At 66.1% G+C, this 25868-nt stretch carries 21 protein-coding genes and 1 tRNA gene; 16 read left to right on the plus strand and 6 right to left on the minus strand.

Annotated elements, in window-relative coordinates; translation table 11 throughout:
* Position 1: 1 nt before the first annotated feature.
* From LKE50_06435 to aroF, 6 genes are read right to left on the minus strand one after another with little or no spacing between them, the layout of a single operon-like run.
* Complete coding sequence (locus LKE50_06435) at positions 2-1147, minus strand: chorismate mutase (GenBank protein ID MCH3968237.1); 1146 nt, start codon at positions 1145-1147, stop codon at positions 2-4.
* Between the two features lie 42 nt (positions 1148-1189).
* On the minus strand, positions 1190-2344 hold the full coding sequence (gene aroC / locus LKE50_06440; protein ID MCH3968238.1) for a chorismate synthase: 1155 nt from the start codon (positions 2342-2344) through the stop codon (positions 1190-1192).
* Positions 2345-2350: 6 nt separating this feature from the next.
* The gene (gene aroA / locus LKE50_06445; GenBank protein MCH3968239.1) at positions 2351-3661 is read right to left on the minus strand and encodes a 3-phosphoshikimate 1-carboxyvinyltransferase; all 1311 of its coding nucleotides are present in this window, start codon (positions 3659-3661) and stop codon (positions 2351-2353) included.
* 1 nt (position 3662) lies between these two features.
* Positions 3663-4772 (minus strand): 3-dehydroquinate synthase, encoded by a 1110-nt coding sequence (gene aroB, locus LKE50_06450; protein MCH3968240.1) that lies wholly within the window; start codon positions 4770-4772, stop codon positions 3663-3665.
* Entirely contained in the window at positions 4769-5644 is an 876-nt protein-coding gene (locus tag LKE50_06455) for a prephenate dehydrogenase (GenBank protein ID MCH3968241.1), read from the minus strand. Before LKE50_06455 ends, aroB begins: the two co-directional genes overlap by 4 nt.
* Position 5645: 1 nt before the next feature.
* Positions 5646-6665: a 3-deoxy-7-phosphoheptulonate synthase gene (aroF, locus tag LKE50_06460; GenBank protein MCH3968242.1), complete on the minus strand. Its 1020-nt coding sequence runs from the start codon at positions 6663-6665 to the stop codon at positions 5646-5648.
* A 164-nt stretch (positions 6666-6829) separates the two neighbouring features.
* Here aroF and LKE50_06465 point away from each other — a divergent pair.
* The 16 genes from LKE50_06465 (at position 6830) to proB (ending at position 25847) form a co-directional block, all read left to right on the plus strand.
* Positions 6830-6906, plus strand: a tRNA-Arg gene (locus LKE50_06465).
* Between the two features lie 108 nt (positions 6907-7014).
* Positions 7015-9420, plus strand: a complete 2406-nt coding sequence (locus tag LKE50_06470; GenBank protein ID MCH3968243.1) for an HAD-IC family P-type ATPase — start codon at positions 7015-7017, stop codon at positions 9418-9420.
* Entirely contained in the window at positions 9401-12076 is a 2676-nt protein-coding gene (acnA, locus tag LKE50_06475; protein ID MCH3968244.1) for an aconitate hydratase AcnA, read from the plus strand. The genes LKE50_06470 and acnA overlap by 20 nt, the downstream gene beginning before the upstream one ends.
* A gap of 112 nt (positions 12077-12188) precedes the next feature.
* Positions 12189-13256: a zinc ribbon domain-containing protein gene (locus LKE50_06480; GenBank protein MCH3968245.1), complete on the plus strand. Its 1068-nt coding sequence runs from the start codon at positions 12189-12191 to the stop codon at positions 13254-13256.
* 142 nt (positions 13257-13398) lie between these two features.
* Positions 13399-13947, plus strand: coding sequence for a peptidylprolyl isomerase (locus LKE50_06485; protein MCH3968246.1), 549 nt, complete (start codon positions 13399-13401; stop codon positions 13945-13947).
* A gap of 64 nt (positions 13948-14011) precedes the next feature.
* Positions 14012-15424, plus strand: coding sequence for a tetratricopeptide repeat protein (locus LKE50_06490; GenBank protein MCH3968247.1), 1413 nt, complete (start codon positions 14012-14014; stop codon positions 15422-15424).
* Between the two features lie 17 nt (positions 15425-15441).
* A complete protein-coding gene (locus LKE50_06495; GenBank protein ID MCH3968248.1) occupies positions 15442-16485 on the plus strand; it encodes a rod shape-determining protein in 1044 nt (347 codons plus the stop codon).
* Between the two features lie 3 nt (positions 16486-16488).
* A complete protein-coding gene (gene mreC / locus LKE50_06500) occupies positions 16489-17487 on the plus strand; it encodes a rod shape-determining protein MreC (GenBank protein MCH3968249.1) in 999 nt (332 codons plus the stop codon).
* A gap of 6 nt (positions 17488-17493) precedes the next feature.
* The gene (mreD, locus tag LKE50_06505; protein MCH3968250.1) at positions 17494-18075 is read left to right on the plus strand and encodes a rod shape-determining protein MreD; all 582 of its coding nucleotides are present in this window, start codon (positions 17494-17496) and stop codon (positions 18073-18075) included.
* An 8-nt stretch (positions 18076-18083) separates the two neighbouring features.
* Positions 18084-20111, plus strand: coding sequence for a penicillin-binding protein 2 (gene mrdA / locus LKE50_06510; GenBank protein ID MCH3968251.1), 2028 nt, complete (start codon positions 18084-18086; stop codon positions 20109-20111).
* A 114-nt stretch (positions 20112-20225) separates the two neighbouring features.
* Positions 20226-21356: a rod shape-determining protein RodA gene (locus tag LKE50_06515; GenBank protein ID MCH3968252.1), complete on the plus strand. Its 1131-nt coding sequence runs from the start codon at positions 20226-20228 to the stop codon at positions 21354-21356.
* Positions 21357-21418: 62 nt separating this feature from the next.
* Positions 21419-22357 (plus strand): hypothetical protein, encoded by a 939-nt coding sequence (locus LKE50_06520; protein ID MCH3968253.1) that lies wholly within the window; start codon positions 21419-21421, stop codon positions 22355-22357.
* A gap of 129 nt (positions 22358-22486) precedes the next feature.
* Positions 22487-22849: a 50S ribosomal protein L21 gene (gene rplU / locus LKE50_06525; GenBank protein ID MCH3968254.1), complete on the plus strand. Its 363-nt coding sequence runs from the start codon at positions 22487-22489 to the stop codon at positions 22847-22849.
* Between the two features lie 52 nt (positions 22850-22901).
* Positions 22902-23156: a 50S ribosomal protein L27 gene (rpmA, locus tag LKE50_06530; GenBank protein MCH3968255.1), complete on the plus strand. Its 255-nt coding sequence runs from the start codon at positions 22902-22904 to the stop codon at positions 23154-23156.
* Between the two features lie 112 nt (positions 23157-23268).
* Positions 23269-24726 (plus strand): GTPase ObgE, encoded by a 1458-nt coding sequence (gene obgE / locus LKE50_06535; GenBank protein ID MCH3968256.1) that lies wholly within the window; start codon positions 23269-23271, stop codon positions 24724-24726.
* Complete coding sequence (gene proB, locus LKE50_06540) at positions 24723-25847, plus strand: glutamate 5-kinase (protein ID MCH3968257.1); 1125 nt, start codon at positions 24723-24725, stop codon at positions 25845-25847. Before obgE ends, proB begins: the two co-directional genes overlap by 4 nt.
* The last annotated feature ends 21 nt before the right edge of the window (positions 25848-25868 follow it).

The raw sequence follows: 25868 nt of genomic DNA on the forward strand, positions 1-25868 counted from the left end.
CCTAGACCTGCTCGGTATAGCTGCCGAGGTACCTGAACTCCTCGCAGACGTCGTCGAGCGAGGCCATCAGCGTGGCGAACTCGGGAGCGGCCACGGAGCAGGCGAGGTCGAAGTAGAACATGAACTCGAAGTCGCGTTCGGGGATGGGCCGGCTCTCGAGCTTGACGAGGTTGATGTCGAGCGAGTAGAAGCGTGCGAGCACCTTGTACAGGCTGCCGGGCTCGTTCGCGGTGACCATCATGAGGCTCGTGCGGTCAGCCCCAGGGAAGATCTGGAGGTCCTTGGTGATGCAGGCGAAGCGCGTGAAGTTGTTGCCCTCGTCCTGCACGGAGCGGGCAAGCGTGTCGAGGTCATAGAGGTCGGCGCAGCTGCGGCTGGCAAGGGCTGCGACGTCGGTGCGCTCGGAGGCGGCCACCATCTTGGCGGCCTCGGCGGTGTTCTCGCAGACGTGGACCCGCACGCCCTCGAGGGTGTCGAGGAAACCGCTGCACTGCTCGATGGCCTGTTGGTGGCTGTAGATGTCATGGACGTCCTCGAGCGTCGTCCCGTGCTTGGCGAGCAGGTTGTGGTCGACCTTCAGGCGCACGGTCCTCGCGATGTGGAAGTCGTGCTCCATCATGAGGTCATAGACCTGGTTGACCGTGCCGGCAGTCGAGTTCTCGACGGGGAGCACCCCGTAGGAGGCAAGTCCCTCGTCGACCGCTCGGAAGACACCCTCGAAGGTGTTGAGGTAGGTGATGGTGGGGTGCTTGAAGAGACGATCGGCCGCGATCTGCGAGTAGGCGCCCTCGACGCCCTGGCATGCCACGTATGCCCGCTGGGGGAAGAGCTCCGGTGTCGTCCTGACAGCCGATTCTATCTGGCTGGCAAGCTCGCTCGTGGCCCCGAGGCGTGCGCTCTGGTTGGCCTTGGAGACCTCGGTGAGTAGCCCGAAGACGAGACCGGCATAGGTCTGGAGGTCCTCGGGGACCTTGTCGCACACGTCCGAGAGGTGCTGACGCTCGCGGGTGCGATCGAGCACGGGGAGGTCATGGGCCCGCTTGTAGTCGGCGATGTCGTTCGTGACGCCCATCCGCTCGCAGAAGAGGGAGCGGATCTCGTCGTCGATGGAGTCGATGCGCGCACGGGCGCTCGTGAGGTCTTCCATGGGGGTCCTATTCTCGAGGGGACAGATGCTTCTGGGCCTAGCTTACCCCTCGCAGGAGGCTGGCTCGGCGTCGGTGTGGCGATCTGGGTCGGCAGGCCAGGTGAGCAGCGCGTCGAGGAGCGTGAGCGCGCAGACCGCCTCGACCACGGGCGCGGCGCGTGGCGCGATGCAGGGGTCGTGGCGTCCGTGGACGGCGAGTCGGCATGCCTCACCGGTGCGGAGGTCGACGGAGTCCTGTTCGCGCCCGATGCTTGCCGTCGGCTTCACGGCCACGCGGAAGCGGATGGGTGCCCCGGTGGTGATGCCTCCGAGGATGCCGCCGGCGTCGTTCTTGGCGGGGAGGGGACCCGAGGGCGAGGGAACGTAGGGGTCGTTGTGTGCGCTCCCACGCATCCCGGCCGCCTCGAAGCCGGCGCCGAACTCTATCGCCTTCACCGCAGGTATCGCGAAGGCCGCTCGGGACAGGAGGTTCTCGATGCCATCGGCCATGGGGGAGCCGACGCCGCAGGGCATCCCGCTGGCGACGCACTCGATGGTGCCCCCCACCGAGTCGGCATCCTTGCGGGCGGCCTCGATGGCCTCCCTCATACGCTCACCGGCCGACTCGTCGAGAACGGGGAAGGCCGCCTCCGAAAGAACGGTCATCTGCCGTGCGAGCCGGTCCTGCGAGTCGGGCGTGAGCTCGCGCCATGAGAGGGGCTCGTCGACCACCCCCGCGACCGACGAGAGGTGGGCCGCGACGCGCACGCCACGGGCCTCGAGCATCTGGAGGCAGATCCCCCCAGCCACACAGAGCGGAGCGGTGAGCCGCCCGGAGAAGTGGCCGCCGCCAGCCACGTCCTGGGCACCGTGCCACTTGGCCTGCGCGACGAGGTCGGCATGCCCAGGACGTGGGACGGATGCGACCTGGGCATAGTCCTGCGAGCGTGTGTCGGTGTTCTCGATCACGGCAGCGAGTGGCGCACCACAGGTGAGGCCCTCCCGGTCGAGGCCTGAGACGATGCGTGGGGTGTCGGCCTCGTGGCGCGTGGTCGCCCAGGGCCCCTGCCCGGGGGCCCTTCTCGCCATGAGGTGGGCAAGTGCGTCGAGGTCCACAGGGAACCCGGAGGGGAGTCCCTCTATGACGCATCCGATGGCAGGTGAGTGGGACTGTCCGAAGACGGAGACCCTCACGGTCGTACCGAGCATCGAAGGCATGTCAGGTCACGCTCCCAACGTCGTGACCGAGCCACCGAGGGTGGCAAGGTCCTGGAAGAACCCCGGATAGGACTTGGCCACGCACTCGGCATGGAGGATGGTCACCGGCGCGGATGAGCGCACGGAGCAGATGGCGGCCATCATGGCGATGCGGTGGTCGTTTGACGGGTCGATGGTGCCACCCGCGAGCGAGGGTACCCCGTGGATGGTGATGGTGTCAGCCGACGCCGTGATGTCCGCGCCGAGCGTGGACAGGACGTCGCAGACCGTGCTCACACGGTCGGACTCCTTGAGACGGAGTCGTCCGACGCCGTGAATCGCGGTGGTGCCCTCGGCCACGCTCGCCACGGCGGCGATGGGGGGCACGAGGTCGGGGATGTCAGATGCGTCGATGTCACTGCCGGCGAGGTGGTCGAAGCTCACCGCCGCCGTGGTGTGCTGTCGGCTCACGCGGGCCCCGAGCCGTGCAAGCGCCCCGAGGATCGCTCGGTCGCCTTGGGCACTCGAGAGGTCGAGGCCGGTGACGCCGACCCCATGCCCGGCCATGGCACCGGCGGCAAGCCAGAAGGCAGACCCGGACCAGTCCCCCTCGACCTCGCATGTTCCCGGTGAGGTGTAGGGGGTCGAAGGAGAGACGGCGAAACTCGTCTCCCCCTCGACCTGCTTGTCCTCGGCGACGATGACCCCGAACGACTCGAGCGCCGCGCGAGTGAGGCTCACGTACGGCCTGCTCTCGAGTCGGCCCGTGACCCTGAGCTCACTGGGGGAGGCCAGCAGCGGGAAGGCGAGCAGAAGGCCGCTCACGAACTGTGACGAGACGTCACCGGGAAGCACGTAGGCTCCCGGCCTGAGGCGTCCGGACACCGTGAGCGGGAGGGAACCCTCTGGGGAGAGCGTACAACCGTTGCGGACGAGCTCCTCGTAGAGGGGCGAGAGCGGACGGTCTGCGAGCCTGCCATGACCCGTGAGGGTCGCCCCATGTCCAAGGGCACACACCACGGGGAGCAGGAAGCGGAGGGTCGATCCCGACTCGCCGCAGTCGACGAGCGCGCCTGCGGCCGACGAGCGTAGGTTGTCGGTGGCACTCGTGCCGGGGATGGGGACGACGTCGAAGCCGTCAGGGGTGGGCCTGACCTTTGCGCCGAGTGCCTCGAGGGCACCTGATGTGGCCTCGATGTCTGCCGACGTCGTCCTGCAGCGTATGCGCGTGGGGCCTGAGGAGAGGGCGGCGCAGATCAGGAGGCGGTGCGCCATCGACTTCGAGGCGATGGCGTCGATGGTGCCGGCAAGCGTGCCGGGGGCGACGATGGCGTCCATATCAGCGCTCCTTGGTGCCGCAACCGGCATCGATGATGCTTGCGAGCCGCTCGCAGGAGACCTTCTCGACCGAGACCGAGCCGATGGCGTGGGGCACGACGATGTTGATCGAGTCTCCGTGGCGCTTCTTGTCCGAATGGGCGAGGCGGAGCAGCACGGAGTGGTCCACGTCCGTGTCGGTGGGGAGGCCATAGCGAGCGACGATGGTCGTTATGCGGCGCGCCACGTCCTCGTCCGTCTCCCCGAGTCGTGCGAGTCCCCGAGCCATGCAGCACATGCCCGCGGCCACGCTCGAACCATGCCCGAGGTGGTAGTCGCTTGCCGCCTCGATGGCGTGGCCGATCGTGTGGCCGAGGTTCAGGGTCTGTCTGAGACCCTGTTCGCGCTCGTCGGCGTCGACCACGTCTCGCTTGATCTCCACGTTCCTGGCGACGATGCGCACCAGTGCGTCGCGGCTGAGGTCTCCACCGTTCAGTGGCGTCCGTCCGAGCTCGTCGAACAGGGCGGGGTCTGACAGGACGGCATGCTTGATGACCTCACCGCAGGAGTCGGTGATGAGGTCGTGGCTGATCGTGTCGAGGCAGTCGACGTCGGCGACCACGATCGAAGGCTGGAAGAACGCTCCTGCGAGGTTCTTTCCAGCCTCGAGGTCCACCGCGGTCTTGCCGCCGACGGAGGAGTCGACCATGGCGAGGAGCGAGGTGGGGACCTGCGCCACCTCGCAGCCCCTGAGATAGGTTGCGGCGGCGAAGCCTGCCATGTCACCGGTGACGCCCCCTCCCAGCGCGACGATGCAGTCGTCCCGGGTGAGGCCTGCCGCGGCGAGGCCCTCGAGGAGCTTGCCATAGGTGGAGATGCGCTTTGAGGCCTCGCCGGCCGGGAATGTGAGCAATGCCGTCTTCCAACCTGCCGATGCGAGGGATGCTAGCACGCGGTCGGCGTAGAGCTGAGCGACCGTGGAGTCGGAGATGACGCAGGCGACCTCACCGGTGCAGGCCTCTCGGACGAGGGGGCCCACCTGCTCGAGCATCCCGCTCCCCACGTGCACGTCATAGGTGCGTGAGGGAGTGTCCACGGTGACGATGCGTTCCTGGACCGGCATGCCTGTCATCGGCGTTCGGCCTCCCTCTTGAGGCGGTCGCCCTCGGCGAGAAGACCGGTCAGGGCCTCCTCGTCGCGGGCGTCGATCGCATCCTTGAAGCGGCCGAGCTCGTCGATGAGATGCCCGACCTCGAAGGACAGGTTGTCGGCATCGTCGATGAACAGCTCGCTCCACATGGTCGGGTTGCAGCGTGCGACGCGTGTGAGGTCCTTGTAGGAGCCAGCCGAGAACCCACCCTGGTGGGCGGCGGTCGGGCTCTTCACGTAGGCGTTCGACACCACGTGCGCCAGCTGCGACGTGAATGCGATGAGCTCGTCATGACGCTTCGGCGTGGTGATCGAGAACTCGCCGAACCCGCAGGGCCCCAGCAGGCGCTCGAGGCGGTCGAGCACCTCGAGGCGGTCGACGTCGTCCATGTCCGTGGGCGGGCAGAGCACCATGGGTGCCCCATGGTAGAGGTTCGCACGTGAGTGAGCGTACCCGGCATACTGGGTGCCAGCCATGGGATGTGCGCCACAGAAGGTGAAGGGGTGCCCCTGGGCGACCTCGAAGCACCTCTCGCAGACCACGCGCTTCACCCCTGCCGCATCAATGACGATGGCGCCGGGGGCGATGTCGTCGACGTGCGCTGAGAGCCAGTCCACGCAGGCCTCCGGGAACAGGGAGACGATGACGAGCTCGCAGGTGGAAATCACCTCGTCGGTGAGCTCACCGGTGATGGTGTCTATGCATGCCAGCTCGGTGACCTCATGCGTGCGGTTCCAGGCATAGACATCCGAGCCGGCCTTGGCAAAGGCCTTGGCGAACGATCCCCCGATGAGGCCGAGCCCGACGACGCCCACGCGCCCGGGGACGTACGTGTCCGTGACGCCTTTCCCCATGCTAGTCAAGGTCCTTCGTGACGGCCTCGCGCACGAGTGCGATGCGCCTCATGAGGGCGGCGAACATCTCGGGAGTCAGTGCCTGGCCGCCATCGGACCATGCATGCGAGGGATCGTCATGGACCTCGATCTCGAGCGCATCCGCGCCGGCCGCGGTGGCCGCGAGTGCCATCGGCGAGACATAGCGGGTGTAGCCCGTGGAATGGCTGGGGTCCGCCACCACGGGGAGATGCGTGAGGTGGTGCAGCACGGGGACCGCGTTCAGGTCGAAGGTGTTCCTAGTGCGCGTCTCGAAGGTGCGGATACCCCTCTCGCAGAGGATGACGTTCTCATTGCCCTCGCTCATGATGTACTCGGCGGCCATGAGCAGCTCGTCTATCGTGCCGGCCATGCCGCGCTTCAGCAGGACGGGAATCTGGGTGCGTCCGACCTCCTTCAGGAGCGGGAAGTTCTGCGCGTTCCTGGCACCGATCTGCATGACGTCGATCTTCTTGTCTACGAAGAGCTGCACGTCACGCGGGTCCATGACCTCGGTGACGATGGGCATGTCGAGCTCCGCCGAGGCCTCGAGGAGCAGGTCGAGGCCGGCCTCTCCCATGCCCTGGCAGGCGTACGGCGAGGTCCTGGGCTTGAAGGCGCCGCCTCGGAGCATGGTGGCCCCGGCTGCATGGACCGCACGGGCGATGGTGATGAGGTTGTCGCCCTCGACCGAGCAGGGGCCCGCGATGACCTGGAAGTTGCCGCCGCCGATGGAGATGCCATGGCCGCAGTCGATGACGGAGTCCTCGGGATGGAACTTGCGGTTGGCCTTCTTGAACGGCTCCGAGACGCGTTGGACGCGCTCGACGATGTCCATGCTCTCGAGCAGGTAGGGGTCGATGACCGAGGTGTCACCGATGAGACCCACGATGATCTCGTTCTCGCCCTTCGAGATGTTGGTCGTGAGCCCCTTGTTCTCGACCCAGGTGATGAAGTGGTCGAGCTGCTCTTGGGTGGCGCTTTCCTTGATGACGGCAATCATGCGGTCTCCCGTCTGCGTCCCGAGGGCGCAGGTAGCTATGTGGCTTTGGCAGTCGATGGTACTACAAGATGGGCTGCGGTCGGTCGCCTTGCGTGCAAGCACGTCCGACCTAGGGCGTATGCGATGGCGGGGGAGGGGCTTTTGCCCTATACTCTGTGGCCGTCGCCCTCTTAGCTCAGTGGATTAGAGCGTTCGCCTCCGGAGCGAAAGGCCGTGGGTTCGAGCCCCACAGAGGGCACCAGACGCAACGTGACGGGCCTCCCCTCGGGGAGGTCCGCTTGATATGGGGACGCCATGCGCATCTTCCTACGTCCCCTCCGGGTCATGTCGGATCGCACGAGAGGACCAGATGTCTCAGACAGGTGAGCGGACAGGCTCGGCTACGGAGGACCCCGGCCTCACCTCGGCCGAGGTCGAGGCCCTCGTCGCGGCCGGGAAGACCAACGTCGACACCAACGTGAAGACGAAGTCCGTGGGCGCCATCGTGCGGGAGCATACCTGCACCCTCTTCAATGGGGTGAACGCCGCGCTCGCGCTCCTCGTCCTTACGACTGGCTCCTTGCGCAACCTCCTGTTCGTCTGGGTCGTCATCGCGAACCTCGTCATCGGCGTCGTGCAGGAGCTCCGGTCCAAGGCGACCGTCGACCGTCTCTCCGTCCTTGCGGCCCATGACGTGCGGGTCCGCCGCGACGGGGAGGTCACGCGCGTCCCGTCTGCCGGCGTCGTCCTTGGTGACCTCCTAGTCCTGGGGAGGGGCGAGCAGGTACCAGTCGATGCCGAGGTCGTCTCGGGCGAGGCCTCGCTCAACGAGAGCCTCCTCACAGGAGAGAGCACGCCCCTTCCCAAGGCCGTCGGGGACCAGCTCATGAGCGGGAGTTTCATCGACTCGGGGACCCTCGTGGCCCGGGTCACGAGGGTCGGTGCCGAGAGCTACGCGGCACGCATCAATGCCGAGGCCAAGTACGTGAAGACCCCGAACTCAGAGATCATGGCCACGCTGCGTGCGATCATACGGCTCGCGACCTACCTGCTGGCGCCTCTGGGCGTCGGCCTCTTCCTGAGGACGTTCCTGACTGGCGAGACCTTGAGCGGTGCCATCCTCACCACCGTGGCCGCCGTGGTGGGCATGATCCCCCAGGGGCTTGTGCTGCTCACCTCGACGGTGCTTGCCATCGCGACGATTCGCCTGGCCCGCCAGAAGGTGCTCATCCAGCAGTTCTACTGTATCGAGACCCTTGCGCGGGTCGATGTGCTGTGCCTCGACAAGACCGGCACCATCACATCGGGGGCCATGGAGGTCGAGCGCTGCGAGGCGGTGGTGCCATCGGATGGCCCTGGCGCCCTGGAAGGTGCGCTCTCGACCCTCGCCCATGCCCAGGACGACGATGCCAACGAGACCGCCGCCGCGATCCTCTCATATGTGGATGGCAAGGGGGTCTCCCCGATGCCGACGCTGCGCTGCGTGCCCTTCTCGTCCTCCCGGAAGTACTCCGGTTGCGTCACGGCCGATGGCTGCCTCGTCATGGGCGCGGCGCAGTTCGTCATGGGAGATGCCTCCGCCGATGTCTCAGACAGGCTTCGTTCCTTCGGCCCGATGTCCCGCGTCCTGGTGGTCTGCTCCTGCGACGGCTTCGACGACGAGGGCCTGATCGAGGGCGACGTCAGGCTCCTGGGGTTCGTGGCCATCCGCGACCAGATACGTCCCAATGCCGCCAAGACCATCTCCTACTTCTGCGAGCAGGGCGTCGCGCTCAATGTCATCTCGGGGGACGATCCCGCCACGGTCTCTGCGATCGCTTCCCACGTGGGGGTCCCGGGTGCCGAGCGGTGGGTCGATGCGACCACGCTTGACTCGCCGGAGAGGCTCGCCGCGTCCGTGGGGGAGTACCACGTGTTCGGACGCGTCACCCCCCAGCAGAAGCGCGACCTTCTCCGTGCCCTCAAGGAGCAGGGGCACACGGTCGCGATGACGGGCGACGGCGTCAACGACGTGCTGGCGCTCAAGGATGCCGACTGCTCGGTGGCGATGGCCTCCGGCTCCGACGCCGCCAGGAACGTCGCCGAGGTCGTCCTCGTCGACAACGACTTCGCTCACATGCCCGAGGTCGTGGCCGAGGGTCGTCGGTCCATCAACAACCTCCAGCGGTCGGCCTCGCTCTTCCTGGTGAAGACGCTCTTCTCGGCGGTGCTTGCCCTGGTGTGCATCGTGAACCCGCCGTATCCCTTCCTGCCGATACAGATGAGCCTGATCTCGGCAGCGATCATCGGCGTGCCTTCGTTCGTGCTCGCGCTCGAGCCCAACCATGAGCGCGTCACGGGAGACTTCCTCGTGAACGTCCTGTGCAGGTCGATCCCCGCAGCAATCGTCGTGTCCGTCGCGGTCGCGGTGACGACGTGCACATCCGGCATGACGGGGTTCTCGTATGGGGAGGTCTCCACCCTCTGCCTCATGATCACGGCGACGGTGGGCCTCTGCCTCATCGCGAGGATATCCTCCCCGCTGAACCCGCTCCGGTGCGCCCTGCTCGCCGTCTGCATCGCTATGGTCCTTGGTGGATGCACGGTGGCCAGGGACTTCTTCGAGGTCTCCTACCTGACGTTTCAGATGTGGGTCTTCTTGGCCGTCACGCTCTGTGTCGGCCTCGTCGCGTTTAATCTCTTGTACGACCGGTTCGCGAGGAGCGCCGAGGCCGGGACCGGCCTCATGCGCCTCGTGAGTGACTTGGAGGAGAAGTATGCCAGAGCAAGGTCTTAGCGCTGCCGTCAGGCAGGCCCGTTCGTATGACACGCTCGAAGCGGGCGGTCTGAGTCGACGCATCGTCGACGTCTCGCGCATCCCTGGTGCGGAGCGCCTCCCGCGAGCGCTCGTGTGCCTCCTCGAGAACGTGGTGCGTCGTGCGGACACGGACGAGCAGGCGGAGGAGCTGGCAGGCCGGGTCCTGGAGGCCGGCCTTGCAGGCGAGCAGGGCGACGAGATCGAGTTCATGCCCTCGCGCGTCCTGTTCCAGGACTTCACCGGCGTCCCGGTGTTCTGCGACTTCGCTGCCATGCGGGATGCGGTTGCCGCGCGAGGCAAGGACCCGGCCCTCGTGAACCCTCGCATCCCCTGCACGCTCGTCATAGACCACTCCGTCTGCGCGGACGAGGTCGGCACGCCTGATGCCGCCTCCGAGAACCTCTCCATCGAGGCCAGGCGCAACCAGGAACGCTTCGCCTTCCTCAAGTGGGCAAGCCACTCGTTCGACAACGTGAGGATCGTTCCTCCTGGAGGCGGAATCTGCCACCAGCTCAACTTCGAGCGGTTCTGCTCGGTCGTGGGGACCGACGCCCTCGCCACTGGGGATCCTGAGATGGCGTGCTACGACACGCTCGTGGGTACCGACTCCCATACGCCGACGGCCAACGGCATCGGCGTGCTCGGCTGGGGCGTGGGCGGTATCGAGGCTGAGGCCGCGGCATTGGGGCAGCCCATCAGCATGCGCGTCCCGGCCGTCGTGGGCCTTCGTCTCTCGGGTTCCATGCCGGACGGCATCTCTGGCATGGACCTGGCGCTCACCGTCGCCCAACGTCTCCGTTCGGAGGGCGTGGTGGGCTGCCTGGTCGAGGCCTTCGGGCCTGGCGTGGCCAACCTCTCGGTGACGCAGCGCGCCTGCGTCTCGAACATGACCCCCGAGTACGGTGCGACCTCGACGCTGTTCCCCGTCGACGAGGCCGTCCTCGACTACCTGCGTCTCACGGGGCGTGACGAGCACGAGGTCGACTTCGCCGAGGCCTACGTGCGCCGTCAGCGCACCTTCGGCTCGGAGGGTGACCGGACCTATGCCCGGATCGTCGACATCGACCTCTCCACGCTCGAGTGGAGCCTTGCCGGTCCCTCCCGTCCCCATGACCGCGTGACGCCTGCGGGGCTCAAGGCTCGGGTCGAGGAGGCCTGTGGCGCGCACGGGCATGCCGACCTCGGCGAAGGCTTCGACGTCACGTGCGTCGACGGCACCCACGAGCTCCATCACGGTGCGCTCGCCATCGCAGCCGTCACCAGCTGCACCACCGCGACCGACCCGGCCATGATGGTCGGCGCCGGCCTGCTGGCCCGCGAGGCCGCACGACGGGGCCTCGAGCCCAAGCCCTGGGTGAAGCGCATCCTCGCACCGGGAAGCCATGCGACGGAGCTCCTGCTCGAGCGTGCCGGCCTCATGGATGGCCTTCATGACCTTGGCTTCTATACCTGTGGGTTCGGCTGCATGAGCTGCATCGGCAACTCGGGCCCCATACTCCCATGCCTGCGCCCGGTGGCGGACGACCTCGAGCTCACGAGCGTCCTGTCGGGCAACCGCAACTTCGATGGCCGCATCAGCCCGGACGTGAGCCAGAACTACCTCTGCCAGCCGGCCATGGTCGTGGCCTACTCGATCGCAGGGACCATGGACGTCGACCTGACGACCGAGCCGCTGGGCATGGGCACGGACGGGCGTCCGGTCATGCTCTCCGACGTCATGCCCACGAATGCGCAGATAGAGAAGGTCTTGGCCACGGTGCTCGACCGAAGCCTGTACGAGGAGGGCATGGCCGGGCTCCTCGACGGTGACGCAACCTGGCAGGCCATCTCGGCGGGGGAGTCCTCCACCTATCCCTGGGACCCGAAGTCGACCTACGTCCGTCGCCCGCCCTACTTCGACATCGCACGCACGCAGGACACGATCGGCGTCACAGGTGCCCGTGCGCTCGTGCGCCTGGGCGACTTCGTCACGACGGACCACATCTCGCCGGCCGGGGCAATCGCTCCCGACTCTCCGGCGGCTCGCTACCTCCTCGAGCGCGGCGTCGACCAGAGCGACTTCAACACCTACGGAAGCAGGCGCGGGAACCATGAGGTCATGGCCCGTGGCACCTTTGCGAACGTCAAGCTCGAGAACCAGCTCGCCGCCCCGCGGCGCGGAGGATGGACGCGCGACCTCCTCACAGGTGGGGTCACCTCGGTATTCGAGGCTGCCGAGGACTATCGCGACCACGAGGTTCCGCTCGTCGTCGTCGCCGGGAAGATGTACGGGAGCGGCTCGTCGCGCGACTGGGCCGCGAAGGGACCGCTCCTCCTCGGGGTCACCTGCGTCATCGCCGAGAGCCTCGAGCGCATCCATCGGTCGAACCTCGTGCAGATGGGCATCCTCCCCCTCGAGCTCGCCGACGGTGCGACCGCCGATTCGCTCGGGCTCGACGGCACCGAGACCTATGACGTGTCACCGGTCGACCTGAGCGGCGGGCTTCCTGCCCGTCCGCGGACGACCGTCACCGCCAGGCGTGCGGACGGGACCTCGGTCTCGTTCGAATGCGTCGTCCGTGTGGACACGCCGACCGAGGGGGAGTACCTGCGCGCCGGCGGCATCCTTCCCTTCGTCCTCGACCTCATGGCATAGGGGATTAGGGCGACCTGGGCTTATCGTGTGTGTCGTACCCAGGTCGCGCGTGACCCGGGCGAGGGGCTAGAATGTCGAGACGACCATCACGAGTTCGCCAAGGAGACCACTCTTGATCTGCCCCTCCTGCGGAAGCCATATCCCAGACGATGCGCTCGTCTGTCCCGCCTGTCACGCCGACCTGGCGCTGACGAGCATGCTGCCACGCCTCCGAGGCACGTACTGTGCCTCCTGCGGCGCGCTCGTTCCTACGGGCGCCGCACGCTGCCCCGTCTGCGGCATGCCGGTGGCAGGTGCCTCCCAGAAGGACCCGTCGTCGAGGTCGACCCCGTCCGAGGAGGACCTCCCTGACGTCGGGGAGGACGAGGAGGATGACGGAGACCAGGAGTCGCCTACGTCGGTCCTCGACCTGGATGCCGAGAAGACCAACGCGCTCCCGCGCATCGAGAGCTCGATTCCCTCCGAGGAGGACGTCCGTGAGGGCGTGTTCGAGCACGAGAAGACCCCACACCGTCGTGTCGTCGTGCTGGTGGTGCTCGCATCGCTCATCGTGGTGGGCGGCGTCACCCTGTTCATAGCCCACCCATGGGACCCCAACTTCTTCTCGGCCCAGCCTACGGCCGATGCCGACATGAGCAAGGCCGGTTTCCCCGGCACCATCGAGAAGCTGCAGGGCCAGGACTCGGAGACGGCCCAGACCTCGGACGCTGCCACGGACGCCGCCACGACGTCGTCGGGCGACCCGATCTTCGACTCCCTCTCGTCTGACTATGCGCAGCTCGCTGACCTTCGAGACCAGGTGGATGCCAACGAGTCGACCTTTGACCAGAGCGCGATCACGGGTGACCTGGCTACGCGCGTCGCGGGCAAGAATGATGCCGATGCGCTTGGCATCACGATATCCAACCTCATCACCGACATCAAGAAGATCGACGTGTCTTCGACCCCATATGCCGAGGACCAGGAGCATCTCACGACCCTTGCCAACTGGCTGCGCAACCGTACCGACGCCCTCTCGGAGGCTTGGGCGCTCGACGTGGCAAGTGATGACCCGAGTGCCGACGAGGCCAAGATCAAGGCCCCCCTCGACCGGAACGCGGGGTCGGATGGTACGAGCTCCTATGCGACGCTCTTCTCCGAGAACTACTCGGCCTGGGAGCCTGTCAAGAGCTCTTCTTGACCCTCTGGCATGGCCTTTCCCATGGCATTCGCCGTGGTTTTGCATGCCGAAAGTGTGAATGGGCGTATGTGCTGATAGAATAGCGGCTGCTATGTAGACTCCGCGTGTGCCGTGTGGCGCGCGCTCTTTGTAGGGAGGCATGATGGGGTTTTTCGAGGATCCCCTCTATACGCCAGAGTACCAGGTAAAAGGTGACGAGGTCGCGGTCATCTCCACCAGCAAGGGCACGATCGAGGTCTCGCTTGACGGTGCCGGCGCCCCCGTCCATGTGGCCAACTTCTGCGAGCTCGCTAGCTCGGGCTTCTATGATGGGCTGAAGTTCCATCGCTACGTGCCCGGTTTCGTCATCCAGGGCGGATGCCCCAACACGCGCGACATGACGCCCTCTGACGTCGCCCAAGGCCATCGTGGGCCTGACGGGATGCCGGGTACCGGCGGTCCCGGTTACCGCATCAAGCAGGAGTACACCACTAACCCTCGCAACAGCCACGAGGACGGTGCACTCGCCATGGCGAGGTCACAGTCCCCCGACTCCGCCGGGTCACAGTTCTACTTCTGCCTCGGCGCTCAGCATGGCCTCGACTCCGGGTATACCGTCTTCGGCTCGACCATCGGCGGCAAGGATGTCATCGACAAGCTCCGTGCCGGCGATACCATAGAGTCCGTGCGCATCGAGCACCGGGCCGCGTAGCCCATCCGTCAAGACACGGCAACGGGCCAGCCCGTCCAGAGCATTCAGAGCAAAAGGAGCAATCGTGGATCAACAGGCATATCTTGCTGCTAAGAACGCCTATCAACAGGGCGACATGGCAGCTGCCGCAAATGCTGCACGCTCCTGCAAGCAGCCGGGCGAGATCTCGGGTTGTGCTGACCACCTCCTCGGGAACGCCCTCATGAAGATGGGCCGCTATGCCGAGGCGGCCGACGCCTATGGCTCGGCCCTCGAGGACACCTCCTACGGCAAGTCAGGGGCCCTCTCCTGCAACCGTGGCCGTGCGCTCCTTGCCGCCGGCCAGGTCGACGGTGCCATAACCGCGCTCACGCAGGCATCCTCAGATGCGAGCTATCCGACCCCATACAAGGCGCAGATGGCGCTCGGCAAGGCGTATACCAGGAAGGGCGACCTGCGCCAGGCGGGTGTCGCCTTCAGGAACGCCGCCATCGACGAGTCGAACCCGGACCCTTCCGTCGCGCTCATGCGCCTCGGGCGTTGCTTCATGGACCTCGGTCGCCCCGTCGACGCTGTCGAGGCGTACCGCACCGCCCTGGACTTCTCGACCCCGCTCGAGAGCCAGAACTCCATCTATGCCGAGCTCGGACGTGCCTATGTGGCGGCCAACCGCATGACCGAGGCCATCGATGCCTTCGGACATGCCACGGCTGACGGTACCTATCAGCTCTCTCCCGAGGCCGCGGTCGCGTTCCAGTCCGCCCAGCATGCGGTCGCGGCCATGACGGGTGGTGGTCCGTCCTCCACGGACGCCATGCTTGCGGCCGCCGGCTATGGCGAGGGCGGGACCGGCTCCTACGACCCGCTCGACCCCATGGGCAAGTCTGGCGAGATGATGCCGTCGCCCGAGGATACCGGGTTCTTCTCGGTGTCGGAGCAGGAGCTTGTCGAGAACGACAAGAAGGATCGGAAGAAGAAGCGCCATACGGGCAGGCACATCCTCATAGCGCTTCTGGTCATCCTGCTCCTCCTTGCTGCCGTCGCGGGCTTCGGCTACTACAAGGGTTACGGCTGGCCGACGCAGGAGGCGACCGTCGAGGCCATGTTCAAGGCCAACACGGACTCCGGTGACATCGGCAGCTACCTCGCCGGGAGCGTCACGAGCGGCACGCGCTCCGATATCGAGGCCGTGCTTCCCGTCAACGCCACCGTCAAGGTCGACGGCGTCGACCGCTCCATGAGCTCGTCCAAGGTCACCGCGACGGCCACGCTCGAGGCCGGTGGGACCCAGTCCTACACGATCTCGCTCGTGCGTGACGGCATCGGCTGGAAGGTCGACAACGTCACCGTCGACTATGCGTCACAGGGCGGCACGACCGCCTCGCTGAGCGGGACCGCGAAGACGTCCGCTGCGACGACTTCCACTGCCACGACGACCACCGGCACCCTCGCGAGTGCCACGACGGCATCCTCCCAGGATGCCCAGACCACCAACTAGCGGCTGGAGACCCGTAGATGTCGTTCTTTGACTCCATGTTCGGCGAATATGGTGGCGACCTTGCCATCGACCTCGGGACGGCCAACACGCTCGTCTCCGTGCGAGGCGAGGGCATCGTCCTGAACGAGCCCTCCGTCGTTGCCATCGACAAGAGCGAGGAGCGCGTGCTCGCCGTGGGTGCCGACGCCAAGCGCATGGTGGGCCGCACCCCAGGCTCGATCCTTGCCATACGTCCCCTCAAGGACGGCGTCATCGCCGACTTCGACGTGACCGAGGTCATGCTCCGCTATTTCATCGAGAAGGCACGCGAGCGACGCTACCCGTGGTCGCCGCGTCCGCGTGTGGTCGTCTGCGTCCCATCGGGCGTGACCTCCGTCGAGAAGCGCGCGGTTTTCGAGGCGACCATACAGGCAGGTGCGCGTCAGGCCTACCTCATCGAGGAGCCGATGGCGGCAGCCATCGGGGCCGACCTGCCCATAGAGGACCCCACCGGCTCCATGGTGGTCGACATCGGCGGCGGCACGACCGAGGTCGCCGTGATCGCCATGGGCGGGATCGTGGTCTCGCAGTCCATCAGGACCGCCGGTGACGAGTTCGACCAGACCATCCTCGAGCACGTGCGCGACGCCTACGGCCTCTCGATCGGTGAGCGCACCGCCGAGGACATCAAGATCAAGGTCGGGTCCGCGGCTCCCCTGAAGGAGGAGCTCGATGTGGAGGTCAACGGCCGTGATGTCATCTCCGGCCTCCCGAAGACCGTGCGCATCGAGAGCGAGGAGATCAGGCGAGCCCTCAACAGGCCGCTCGACGAGGTCACCAAGGCAGTGAAGGATGCGCTTGACATGACGCCTCCTGACCTGGCAAGCGACCTCATGTACTATGGCATCCTGCTCACCGGTGGTGGCGGTTTCCTGCGGGGCCTCGACCAGAGGCTCCGAGAGGAGACGGGTGTTCCTGTCAACGTGAGTCCCACCGCCCTCGAGAACGTCGTCAACGGATGCGCGAAGGTTCTCGAGGCGAATGCGCTCTCGGGTGGGTTCGTCCAGAGTGCGGCGCAGTAACTGGTGGCTCGTCTCTCGCAAAAGGGCCTGGGATCGGTCAACTCGTACAAGAGGGGGAACGGGCCAGGTCCCCTGGTGCGCCCCCTCATATTGTGCTGCGTCGTCTCGATAGCCCTCCTTGGGGTCTCCTCGGCCGAGGGCGACTCGGGCCCGATCCATGCTGCTCGGGGCGTCTTCCAGACGATCACGATGCCGGTGCGTTATCTCGGCTCGGCCGTGGCGTCGCCCTTCGCCGGCCTCGGGAACGTATTCACGAACCTCACGGCGAACCAGGAGTCCCTCTCTGAGCTCGAGGCCGAGAACGAGCAACTCAAGAGCCAGGTCGCCGAGCTGACCGAATCCGATCAGACGGCGACGAGGCTCGAGGACCTTCTCCAGCTCAAGAGCACCTATAGCCTCCAGTCGACGGCCGCCCGCATCGTCTCGGGGTCTGGGGACTCGTGGTCGACCTCGGTCACGATCGACAAGGGGACCACATCCGGGTTCGCCGTGGGCATGCCCGTGACGGACTCGATGGGAGTCATCGGCCAGATCACCGAGTGTGGGCCGTCGACCTCGGTCGTGCGCCTCATATCTGACGAGAGCTCGGGCGTCTCGGCCATGGTCCAGTCGAGCCGCGCCCAAGGCCAGCTCACGGGATCTGCCGATGGCACGCTGCACCTCACGCTCATCAAGTGCGACCAACAGGTGGCGGTCGGTGACACCGTGGTCACGAGCGGCCTCGGGGGAGTGTATCCGAAGGGTCTCCCGATCGGTACGGTCACGAGCGTCGAGAAGTCTGACGGCGCGCTCTACTATGACATCACGGTAAGCCAGCTCGCCTCGACCGAGAACCTCGAGGAGGTCCTGGTCATAACCTCGCTCTCCGAGGACCAGCAGGCCTCGACCGACGAGGTCAGTGCCGCTGACTCGCAGGAGCGCTCCGAGGCGACGACGGCGGACACGGCCAGCGCGACGACCACCGCTGCTACCACGACGAGCGCCACGACGGACGAGGGGTAGGCGAAGATGCTCGTCAACGACAAGAACAACGACCGTAGGTCCTTCATCATCCTCTGCGTGGTGTGCGGCGTCCTCCAGCTCGCCCTCGCGCCGAACGTCTGCATCGCAGACGGGCGTGCCAACTTCGCCCTCGTGCTCGCCGCCTGTGTGGCGTTCGGCATCGGTGGGGGAAGGGGAGTGGTATGCGGCTTCGCTGCCGGTCTGTTCTTCGACCTCGCCACGACAGGGCCCATCGGCCTCATGGCCCTCGAGCTCACGGTCTTCTCGTTCGTCGCTGGTTCCCAGGAGCGCAACCGACTTTCCGAGAATCCCGTGGTCACCTTCGAGCTCTTTGCGGCCGGCGCCCTCGTGGTCTCGCTCTTCTATAACCTCTGCATGGTCATCGTCGGCCAGGCCTCGATCGTCGATGCACTCGTGTTCCGGACACTCCCCACGACGCTCCTGACCTGCCTCGCCTTCCTCCCGTTCCTCTACCTCCTCTCGAGGGGCATGGGCTCGAGCCCCCGCCTCTCGAGGTCCTCCCTCGGGTCCTCGTCCTACAAGGGCGCACGGCGCGGTGCCGGTCACCTGCGTACCAAGGGATTGTAGGAGGCGCCATGAGCCTCACCACCATCGTCATCGTCTGCCTGCTCGTCGCTGCCTTGGCGGCCCTCTGCGCCTATCTCTATCTGCGTTCCAACTCTGGCAAGATGCACTTCGACATCGGCGGGCAGACTCCCAAGGCATCGGGCGGCAACGACACGTCGCCCGAGACGGGCTTCAAGACGCGGATCCACGGCGTGGGCATCTTCTGCGGTGGTGTCATCGCCGCCCTCCTCGCCCGTCTCTGGAGCATGCAGCTCGTCTCGAGTGACACCTACACCGAGCAGGCCGAGCAGAACCGCACGCGCACCATCTCGACCATCGCCCCCCGTGGACGGATCCTGGACCGCAACGGTGCCGAGCTCGTCACCAACCGGTCGAGCCTGACGGCCGTCGCCTATGAGTCGGTGGCGGACGACGACATCGAGCTGCAGCTCCTCGCCAACCTCCTCGGCATGCCCGTGACGGCGGTGAAGAGGAAGATACAGGATGAGACCGAGGGTGCGCAGAGCGCCCATACCGTCGCCGTGGACGTCTCTCGGCGGGTGGTCGCGTTCATACAGGAGCATCCGGACGCCTTCTCGCAGGTCTCCATCGAGCAGCGGACGCAGAGGTATTATCCCCTCGGCAACGTCGCCGCCCATCTCCTCGGGTATACCGGCACCGTGACCTCCGACCAGCTCAACTCCACGAGCGACGACGAGTCTGCCATCTCCTACGAGTCCGGTGACACCGTGGGCCAGGCAGGCATCGAGTACCAGTATGAGTCGGTCCTCCAAGGGGTTCGTGGGGAACAGACGGTCTATGTCGATGCCTCAGGCAACGTGACCGGGTATTCGACCTCCATCGACCCGACGAGCGGGAGTGACATAGAGCTCACGCTCGATGCCTCGATTCAGCAGGCCGCCGAGAGCGGGCTTGCGCATGCCATCCAGGCATCCAAGGACAAGGGTAATGCCGACTGCAAGTCGGGGGCCATCGTCGTCCTGGATGCCACCAATGGAGAGGTGCTTGCCATGGCAAGCGCGCCGCAGTTCAACCCCTCCATCTTCGTCGGTGGCATATCCAACGACGACTGGGAGGCCCTCTCTTCGGACGATTCGGGGAACCCCCTCATGAACAGGGCCGTCGCTGGCCAGTACATGTCGGCCTCGACCATCAAGCCCATCGGGGCGCTCGCTGCCCTCGACCACGGCATCGCCACCGCAGACACGGGTTACGACTGCACGGGCTATTGGACGGGCTTCGGAGACGCCTACGGGCAGTACTGCTGGCTCCATACGGGGCATGGCTACATGACGCTCCAGACGGGCATCACCTACTCGTGCGACACCGTCTTCTACGAGATCGGCAAAGACTTCTACTACTCCTCCACCCCCGAGGGCCTGCAGGAGACCTACCGCAAGTGGGGACTTGGCACCGCCACTGGCATCGACCTCCCCGCCGAGGGCTCGGGAAGGGTCCCCGATGCCGAGTGGAAGGCCGACTACTTCTCGAGCTACTCCGATGACCAGCGTGCCTGGCAGGGCGGCGACATGACGAACCTCGCCATCGGCCAGGGCGACCTGCTCGTGACCCCGCTGCAGATGGCCTGCGCCTATGCGGGAATCGCCACGAGGGGCACCATCTGGCAGCCCCATGTGCTGAAGGGGATCCTGGCACGAGGCTCCTCCGGGACCATCTCCGAGTATGCCTGCGCCGCGCTCCATACGCCTTCCGAGTCAGAGGACTACTTCGACCTTGTGAGGACCGGGCTCAAGGGGGTCATATACGAGGAGAGCGATTCGCTCGCGAGCCATTTCACCAACCTCGACGTGACCGTCGCGGGAAAGACGGGGTCGGGCGAGAAGACCAACGAGGCGGCGACGGGTTGGTTCTGCGCGTTCGCACCGTTCGACGACCCGAAGTACGCCCTTGCGGCCGTGGTCGAGCAAGGCGGCTTCGGTGCGACCTCGGCCATGTATGCGGTCCGCGACACGCTCGGGGGCATCTATGACGAACCGGACACGTCCACGGTCACCATGGACGACAGCACGAGATAGGGGAGGGGCATGGGCGAGTCGGGCTACTCAGGAAATCTTCGTGACATCGGCTTCGGGGGGCTCGTCTCGTCCCTCTTCGGCGGGGATGCCGGCAAGCGACCGGGTGCCGCGCGCATGCGGCAGCGCAAGGGGCTTCTCGGCGACCTCTACTTCCCGGTCCTGATCCCCGCGCTCGCGCTCATCGTCTACGGGCTCATCGTCATCTGGTCGGCATCCCTCTCCATATCGGAGGCCTCGTTCCCTCGCCAGCTCCTCGGGGCCTGCATCGGCCTCGTGGCTGCCGGCGTCGTGTGGCGCCATGACTATCGGAACCTTGCCAACATGACGACGGCCCTGCTCGTCATCGATATCGTGCTCATGCTGCTCCCCCATGTTCCTGGCATCTCCTACTCCGCGAAGGGTCTCACGGGATGGATCAAGATCCCCCTCATCAACCTGACCTTCCAGCCTGCCGAGCTTGCCAAGCTGGTGACGATCTACCTCATGGCGGCCCTGGCGGCCCAGTACAACGGGAAGATCAAGACCCTCTCCGACTATCTCAAGCTCTGCGGCATCCTCTGCGTGCCGTTCGCGCTGATCCTCATGCAACCCGACCTCGGGACCGGCCTCGTGGTCCTCTTCCTCGGTGCCGTCATCATCGTCTGCGGCGGTGCGCGACGGAGCTGGGTGCTTGTGACGCTTGCCGTGGTGGTGGCGGGTGCTGCGTTGGTCGTCATCACCTCCTCAACGGACGGGTTGCCGCATATACTCAAGGAGTACCAGCTCAAGCGCCTCATGGTCTTCATCGACCCCTCCGTCGACCCGACAGGTGATGGCTACAACCTGCAACAGGCTGAGATCGCCGTGGGAAGCGGCGGCTTCTTCGGTAAGGGTATCGGCAACGCGACCCAGGCGGGCCAGGGCTTCCTGCCCGAGGCCCACACCGACTTCGTGTTCGCGCTCGTGGCCGAGGAGTTCGGGTTCCTGGGGGTCATCGTGCTCCTCGGACTCTTCGGGTGGCTCTTCTTCGCGACCCTGAAGCTCGCGCTCAAGGTGGACGCCCCCTTCGCCAAGCTCGTGCTCGTAGGCGTCGTGGCCATGTGGAGCTTCCAGCTGCTCGAGAACGTCGGGATGTGCATCGGCATCATGCCGATCACAGGTATCCCGCTTCCCTTCATCAGCTATGGGTCCTCTTCGATGATATGCCAGGTCATGGCTGTGGGTATGGTCCAGTCCGTCTGGTTCCATCGGACAAAGTCAGCCTGATGGTCGCCTGAGGCTTGGGTATACGTTGACTGTCATGCAACCCTAGTTGGGGGATGAACGCAATGCCGTCCTTTGGTAACAATCTCGTCGGGAAGGCGCTCGGGGTCCTCGATGCCGGACGGTCTGCCGAGTCACTCCGGCACGAGCCCGTGCGCATCGCCATCGTCCTTGACCCAAGGGCCTCGCGCGACCTCGTCTGCTCCATACGGGACGCGTTCGTCCCAGAGCAACCTTCGGGCCTCGTTCACGTGGCGCGCCTCGAGGAAGGCGCCTCGGTCGCCATCAACCCGGCCACCGACCTTGCCATCGTGGTGGTGGGCCCTTCGGCCAACCTCTGCGCTCGTGCGGCGCGCTCCTTCTCGGATGCGGGGATACCGTGCGTCCTCGTCGCCGAGACGAGCCTCGACGCGCCTGAGATCACGGGCTCGGCAACGGGTGGGCGCATCTCGCTCGTCGTGGCCTCGAGCCGTGCCGTGCTTCTCGACAAGCTCGCCCGCTGGCTCTGCGACACCTCCGAGAAGGACCTCGCGCTCGCGGCCTGCTTCCCCTTCGTGCGCCATCCCAAGGCCTCGCAGATCATCGACACCTGCTCGGCCGAGAATGCCGGCGTCGCGGCGCTCCCGTTCCTCTCGGGCTCGGCCGACCTGCCGATCATGTGCGCCAACGAGGCCAAGATGGCCCTGCAGATGGCGGCCGTCTATGGGCAGGACCTGAGCCTGTGGCGCATCCCCGAGGTCATTGGGGTCGTTGCCGGTGGCTTCGGCCTCCGCGGGGCTGCTCGCCAGGCTGACTTGCTCCTGCCTGGCCTCGGTCGTCTCACCAGCGTCGGCGTGGGCTACGTGGGAACGCAGGCCATCGGGCATGCGCTCCTGTCCTGGTTCGAGCTTGCGTCGGACCCTGAGGCCCTCGCCGAGCTCGTCAGTGACCTGCGGGCCCACGTGAGCCATGGTGCCGAGGTCGGCGGATCGGCTGCGGAGCCTGCCCGTGCCCTCATCGACTGAGGCACCCCTCCCTGATTCGGTCGCTTTCGTGCTAATGCGGTCGAGCTGGGAAGTCGTGAGTTGATTTTGCTCCACCTTCTGGTAACATTCCTAACGTTTGCACTCACCTCAGCACCGAAGGGCTTACACATGTACGCAATCGTATCCACGGGCGGCAAGCAGTACAAGGTCGCCAAGGGCGACGTCATCGACGTCGAGAAGCTCGACGCGGCAGCTGGCGACAAGGTCAAGCTGGACGTCATCATGCTCAACGACGGCAAGACGTGCGTCGTCGATCCTGAGACGGTCGGCAAGATGAAGGTCACCGCGAAGGTCGTCGAGCAGTTCAAGGGCGAGAAGCAGCTGGTCTTCAAGTTCGAGAAGCGCAAGCGCTATCGTCGCACCAACGGGCATCGTCAGAACCTCACCAAGCTTGAGGTCACCACGCTGCCGAGCGCCAAGACGGCGGCCAAGAAGGCCACGACCGCTTCTGAGGCCGAGGCCGCAGAGTAGCACGGTCGGATGTCACACTCCATAGGTATCGTGAGGATAGGCAGGTTCTAAGATGGCACACAAGAAGGGTCAGGGCACCTCGCGTAACGGTCGCGACTCCAACGCCCAGCGCCTCGGCACCAAGCGCTTCGATGGCCAGGTCGTCTCCACGGGCGAAATCCTCGTCCGTCAGCGCGGCACGCACATCACCCCAGGCGAGAACGTCGGCCGCGGCAAGGACGACACCCTGTTCGCGCTTGCTGATGGCACCGTCGAGTTCACCAAGGGCGAGAAGCACAAGGTCCACGTGCGTCCCATCGAGGCCTAGCACCTCATCCCATAGGGGAATCCGTAGGGCCCTCGGCATCGCCGGGGGTCCTTTTCATGCCAGGTGGCCGGGAGCGCTCACTTGGCGCTACGATGTCATGAGGAGGTGGCCCATGTCAGAGTTCACAGACCTATGCCATATCAACGTCAAGGGCGGCGACGGCGGTGCCGGATGCATGTCCTTCAGGCGTGAGGCCTACGTTCCCAAGGGCGGGCCTGACGGAGGCGACGGAGGCCGTGGCGGCGACGTCGTCATCGAGGCTGACGCGCAGCTGTCCAGCCTCATCGACTTCCGTTACAAGCATCACTTCCGTGCCGAGCGCGGCAGTCACGGTCAGGGCGCTCGTCGCCACGGCCGTGACGGCGAGGACCTCGTCCTGAAGGTCCCGCTCGGTACGGTGGTGCGCGAGCTCGACCCTGACACCCAGAAGCCGCTCTTCGACATCGCCGACCTCACGCATCCAGGCGAGCGTGTGGTCGTGGGGCCCGGTGGCGTCTCGGGACGAGGCAACATCCACTTCGTCACCTCGGTGCGGCGCGCGCCCGCCTTCGCCGAGAAGGGCGAGCCAGCCACCGAGCACTGGATCGAGCTCGAGATGAAGCTCATGGCCGATGCCGCGCTGGTGGGCCTTCCCTCGGTGGGGAAGTCCTCGCTCATAGCCCATATGAGCGCGGCTCGTCCCAAGATTGCCGACTACCCGTTCACCACGCTCGTCCCCAACCTCGGCGTCGTGCGCGCCCCGAACGACCATTCGTTCGTCGTGGCGGACGTGCCTGGGCTCATAGAGGGTGCCAGCGAGGGCAAGGGGCTCGGCCACGAGTTCCTCCGGCACATAGAGCGGACGGCCCTCATCATGCATGTGGTCGACCTCACCGGCGGCTTCGAGTCCCGTGACGTCGTCGACGACTACCACACCATCAATGGCGAGCTCGCCGCCTATGCCACCGACCTCGCCGTGAGGCCCCAGGTCGTCGTGGGCAACAAGTGTGACATGCCCGGGACCGACGAGGCCTCCGAGCGTCTGCGCAAGGCCGCAGAGGAGGATGGGCGGGCGTACTTCCCCGTCTCCGCCGTCACCGGCAAGGGACTCGACCCGCTCGTGCGGCATGTGGCCGAGCAGGTGGCCACGCTCAGGGCCGAGCGTGTGGTCGAGGCCGAGGAGCCTGACCAGACGAACCTATGGGCTGCCGGCCGGGAGCGACGGGACCGTGCCTATGCCATCGAGAACCAGGGCGGCCACGTCTGGCGCATCCATGGGAAGGCGCTCGAGCGCATGGTCGTCCAGACCGACTGGGACAACGAGGATGCCGTCCTGTTCCTGCAGCACCGCTTCGAGCGGATGGGTCTCGACGATGCCCTGGCGAAGGCCGGCTGCAAGTCGGGCGACGAGGTCAGGATCCTCGGGTACGCCTTCGAGTACCAGGGGGACCAGGACGAGGATGACTTCTCCGAGCTCGATGATGCGGATGACGAGGTCTTGGGCGAGCTGATCGACCCAGAGGACGACGCCCCCATCACGGTAGGCCAGATCTCGCGGCAGACGTCCGACGAGGGGGGTGCCGAGGAGTGAGCCATCCGGAGCAGATCGACGGGCTCGTCGTCGTCAAGGTGGGCTCCAACATCCTCACGGGTGCGGACGGTGCCCTCGATCGGTCCTTCGTCTCCGGGCTCTGCGACCAGGTGGCCTCGCTCGAGCATTCTGGCCGACGTGTCATAGTGGTCTCGAGCGGCGCGGTGGCCGCGGGCATGGAGCGTCTCGGCATGTCGGCACGACCGCTTGACCTCCCGGGCATCCAGGCCTGTTCGGCCGCCGGCCAGGCCGCCCTCATCGAGACCTATGCCAAGGGGCTGGCAACTCATGGGCTCACCTGCGGTCAGGTCCTCTTCTGTCGTCGTGACGTCGTAGACCGCGAGGGCTACCTCAACGCGCGCAACACCCTCGACCGTCTCCTCGAGCTCGGCGTCGTTCCCATCGTGAACGAGAACGACACGGTCGCGACGGGGGAGCTCACCTTCGGTGACAACGACATGCTCGGTGCCATCGTCTCGACCCTCGTGGGGGCCTCGCTCTACGTGATCCTCTCTGACGTCGACGGCCTGCACGAGTGCGACCCACGTCTGGACCCGGCATCCCCGCTGATCAGGCGCGTGGAGTCTGTAGACCGCTCAATCATGTCCATGGCCGGCGGGTCTGGTTCGGCTGTCGGCACAGGCGGCATGGCCTCGAAGGTCAGGGCTGGCCGTGCCATGCTGGCTGCGGGGGTCCCCATGGTCATCTGCCAGGGGCGCCATCCCTCCGCGCTCGTCGGTGCCGTCTCGGGCCAGATGATGGGGACCAGGTTCGAGGGGTCCTCTGGGAACTCCCGTGAGGGTGCGCGTAAGCTCTGGATAGGCCTTGCGGGTGTCTCGCAGGGTTCCGTGGTCATCGACGAGGGCGCAGAGCGTGCCCTCGAGGAGGACGGTGCGTCACTGCTGCCCGTGGGGGTCGTCGGCGTCTCGGGCGAGTTCTCCTCTGGTGACGTGGTGAGCGTGGTCGACAGGGCCGGCATGCTCCTCGCACGGGGTGTCGTGCGCTATTCCTCCGCCGAGCTCATGCGGGTGAGAGGTCTCTCGACGGACGTCATCGTCCGGTTCTATCCTGACAAGGCGGAGACGCCTTGCATCCACCGAGACGAGCTTCTCGTCTTCTAGCATTACCCTACCTGCGAAGGA

Source organism: Atopobiaceae bacterium (assembly GCA_022483015.1).
GTDB lineage: Bacteria > Actinomycetota > Coriobacteriia > Coriobacteriales > Atopobiaceae > JALCUE01.

Bases quoted from the DNA above. Each gene is read 5' to 3' on its own strand.
- LKE50_06435 (MCH3968237.1), bottom strand. From the start codon at position 1,147: ATGGAAGACCTCACGAGCGCCCGTGCGCGCATCGACTCCATCGACGAC.
- aroC (MCH3968238.1), bottom strand. From the start codon at position 2,344: ATGCCTTCGATGCTCGGTACGACCGTGAGGGTCTCCGTCTTCGGACAG.
- aroA (MCH3968239.1), bottom strand. From the start codon at position 3,661: ATGGACGCCATCGTCGCCCCCGGCACGCTTGCCGGCACCATCGACGCC.
- aroB (MCH3968240.1), bottom strand. From the start codon at position 4,772: ATGACAGGCATGCCGGTCCAGGAACGCATCGTCACCGTGGACACTCCC.
- LKE50_06455 (MCH3968241.1), bottom strand. From the start codon at position 5,644: ATGGGGAAAGGCGTCACGGACACGTACGTCCCCGGGCGCGTGGGCGTC.
- aroF (MCH3968242.1), bottom strand. From the start codon at position 6,665: ATGATTGCCGTCATCAAGGAAAGCGCCACCCAAGAGCAGCTCGACCAC.
- LKE50_06470 (MCH3968243.1), top strand. From the start codon at position 7,015: ATGTCTCAGACAGGTGAGCGGACAGGCTCGGCTACGGAGGACCCCGGC.
- acnA (MCH3968244.1), top strand. From the start codon at position 9,401: ATGCCAGAGCAAGGTCTTAGCGCTGCCGTCAGGCAGGCCCGTTCGTAT.
- LKE50_06485 (MCH3968246.1), top strand. From the start codon at position 13,399: ATGGGGTTTTTCGAGGATCCCCTCTATACGCCAGAGTACCAGGTAAAA.
- LKE50_06495 (MCH3968248.1), top strand. From the start codon at position 15,442: ATGTCGTTCTTTGACTCCATGTTCGGCGAATATGGTGGCGACCTTGCC.
- mreD (MCH3968250.1), top strand. From the start codon at position 17,494: ATGCTCGTCAACGACAAGAACAACGACCGTAGGTCCTTCATCATCCTC.
- mrdA (MCH3968251.1), top strand. From the start codon at position 18,084: ATGAGCCTCACCACCATCGTCATCGTCTGCCTGCTCGTCGCTGCCTTG.
- LKE50_06515 (MCH3968252.1), top strand. From the start codon at position 20,226: ATGCGGCAGCGCAAGGGGCTTCTCGGCGACCTCTACTTCCCGGTCCTG.
- LKE50_06520 (MCH3968253.1), top strand. From the start codon at position 21,419: ATGCCGTCCTTTGGTAACAATCTCGTCGGGAAGGCGCTCGGGGTCCTC.
- rplU (MCH3968254.1), top strand. From the start codon at position 22,487: ATGTACGCAATCGTATCCACGGGCGGCAAGCAGTACAAGGTCGCCAAG.
- rpmA (MCH3968255.1), top strand. From the start codon at position 22,902: ATGGCACACAAGAAGGGTCAGGGCACCTCGCGTAACGGTCGCGACTCC.
- obgE (MCH3968256.1), top strand. From the start codon at position 23,269: ATGTCAGAGTTCACAGACCTATGCCATATCAACGTCAAGGGCGGCGAC.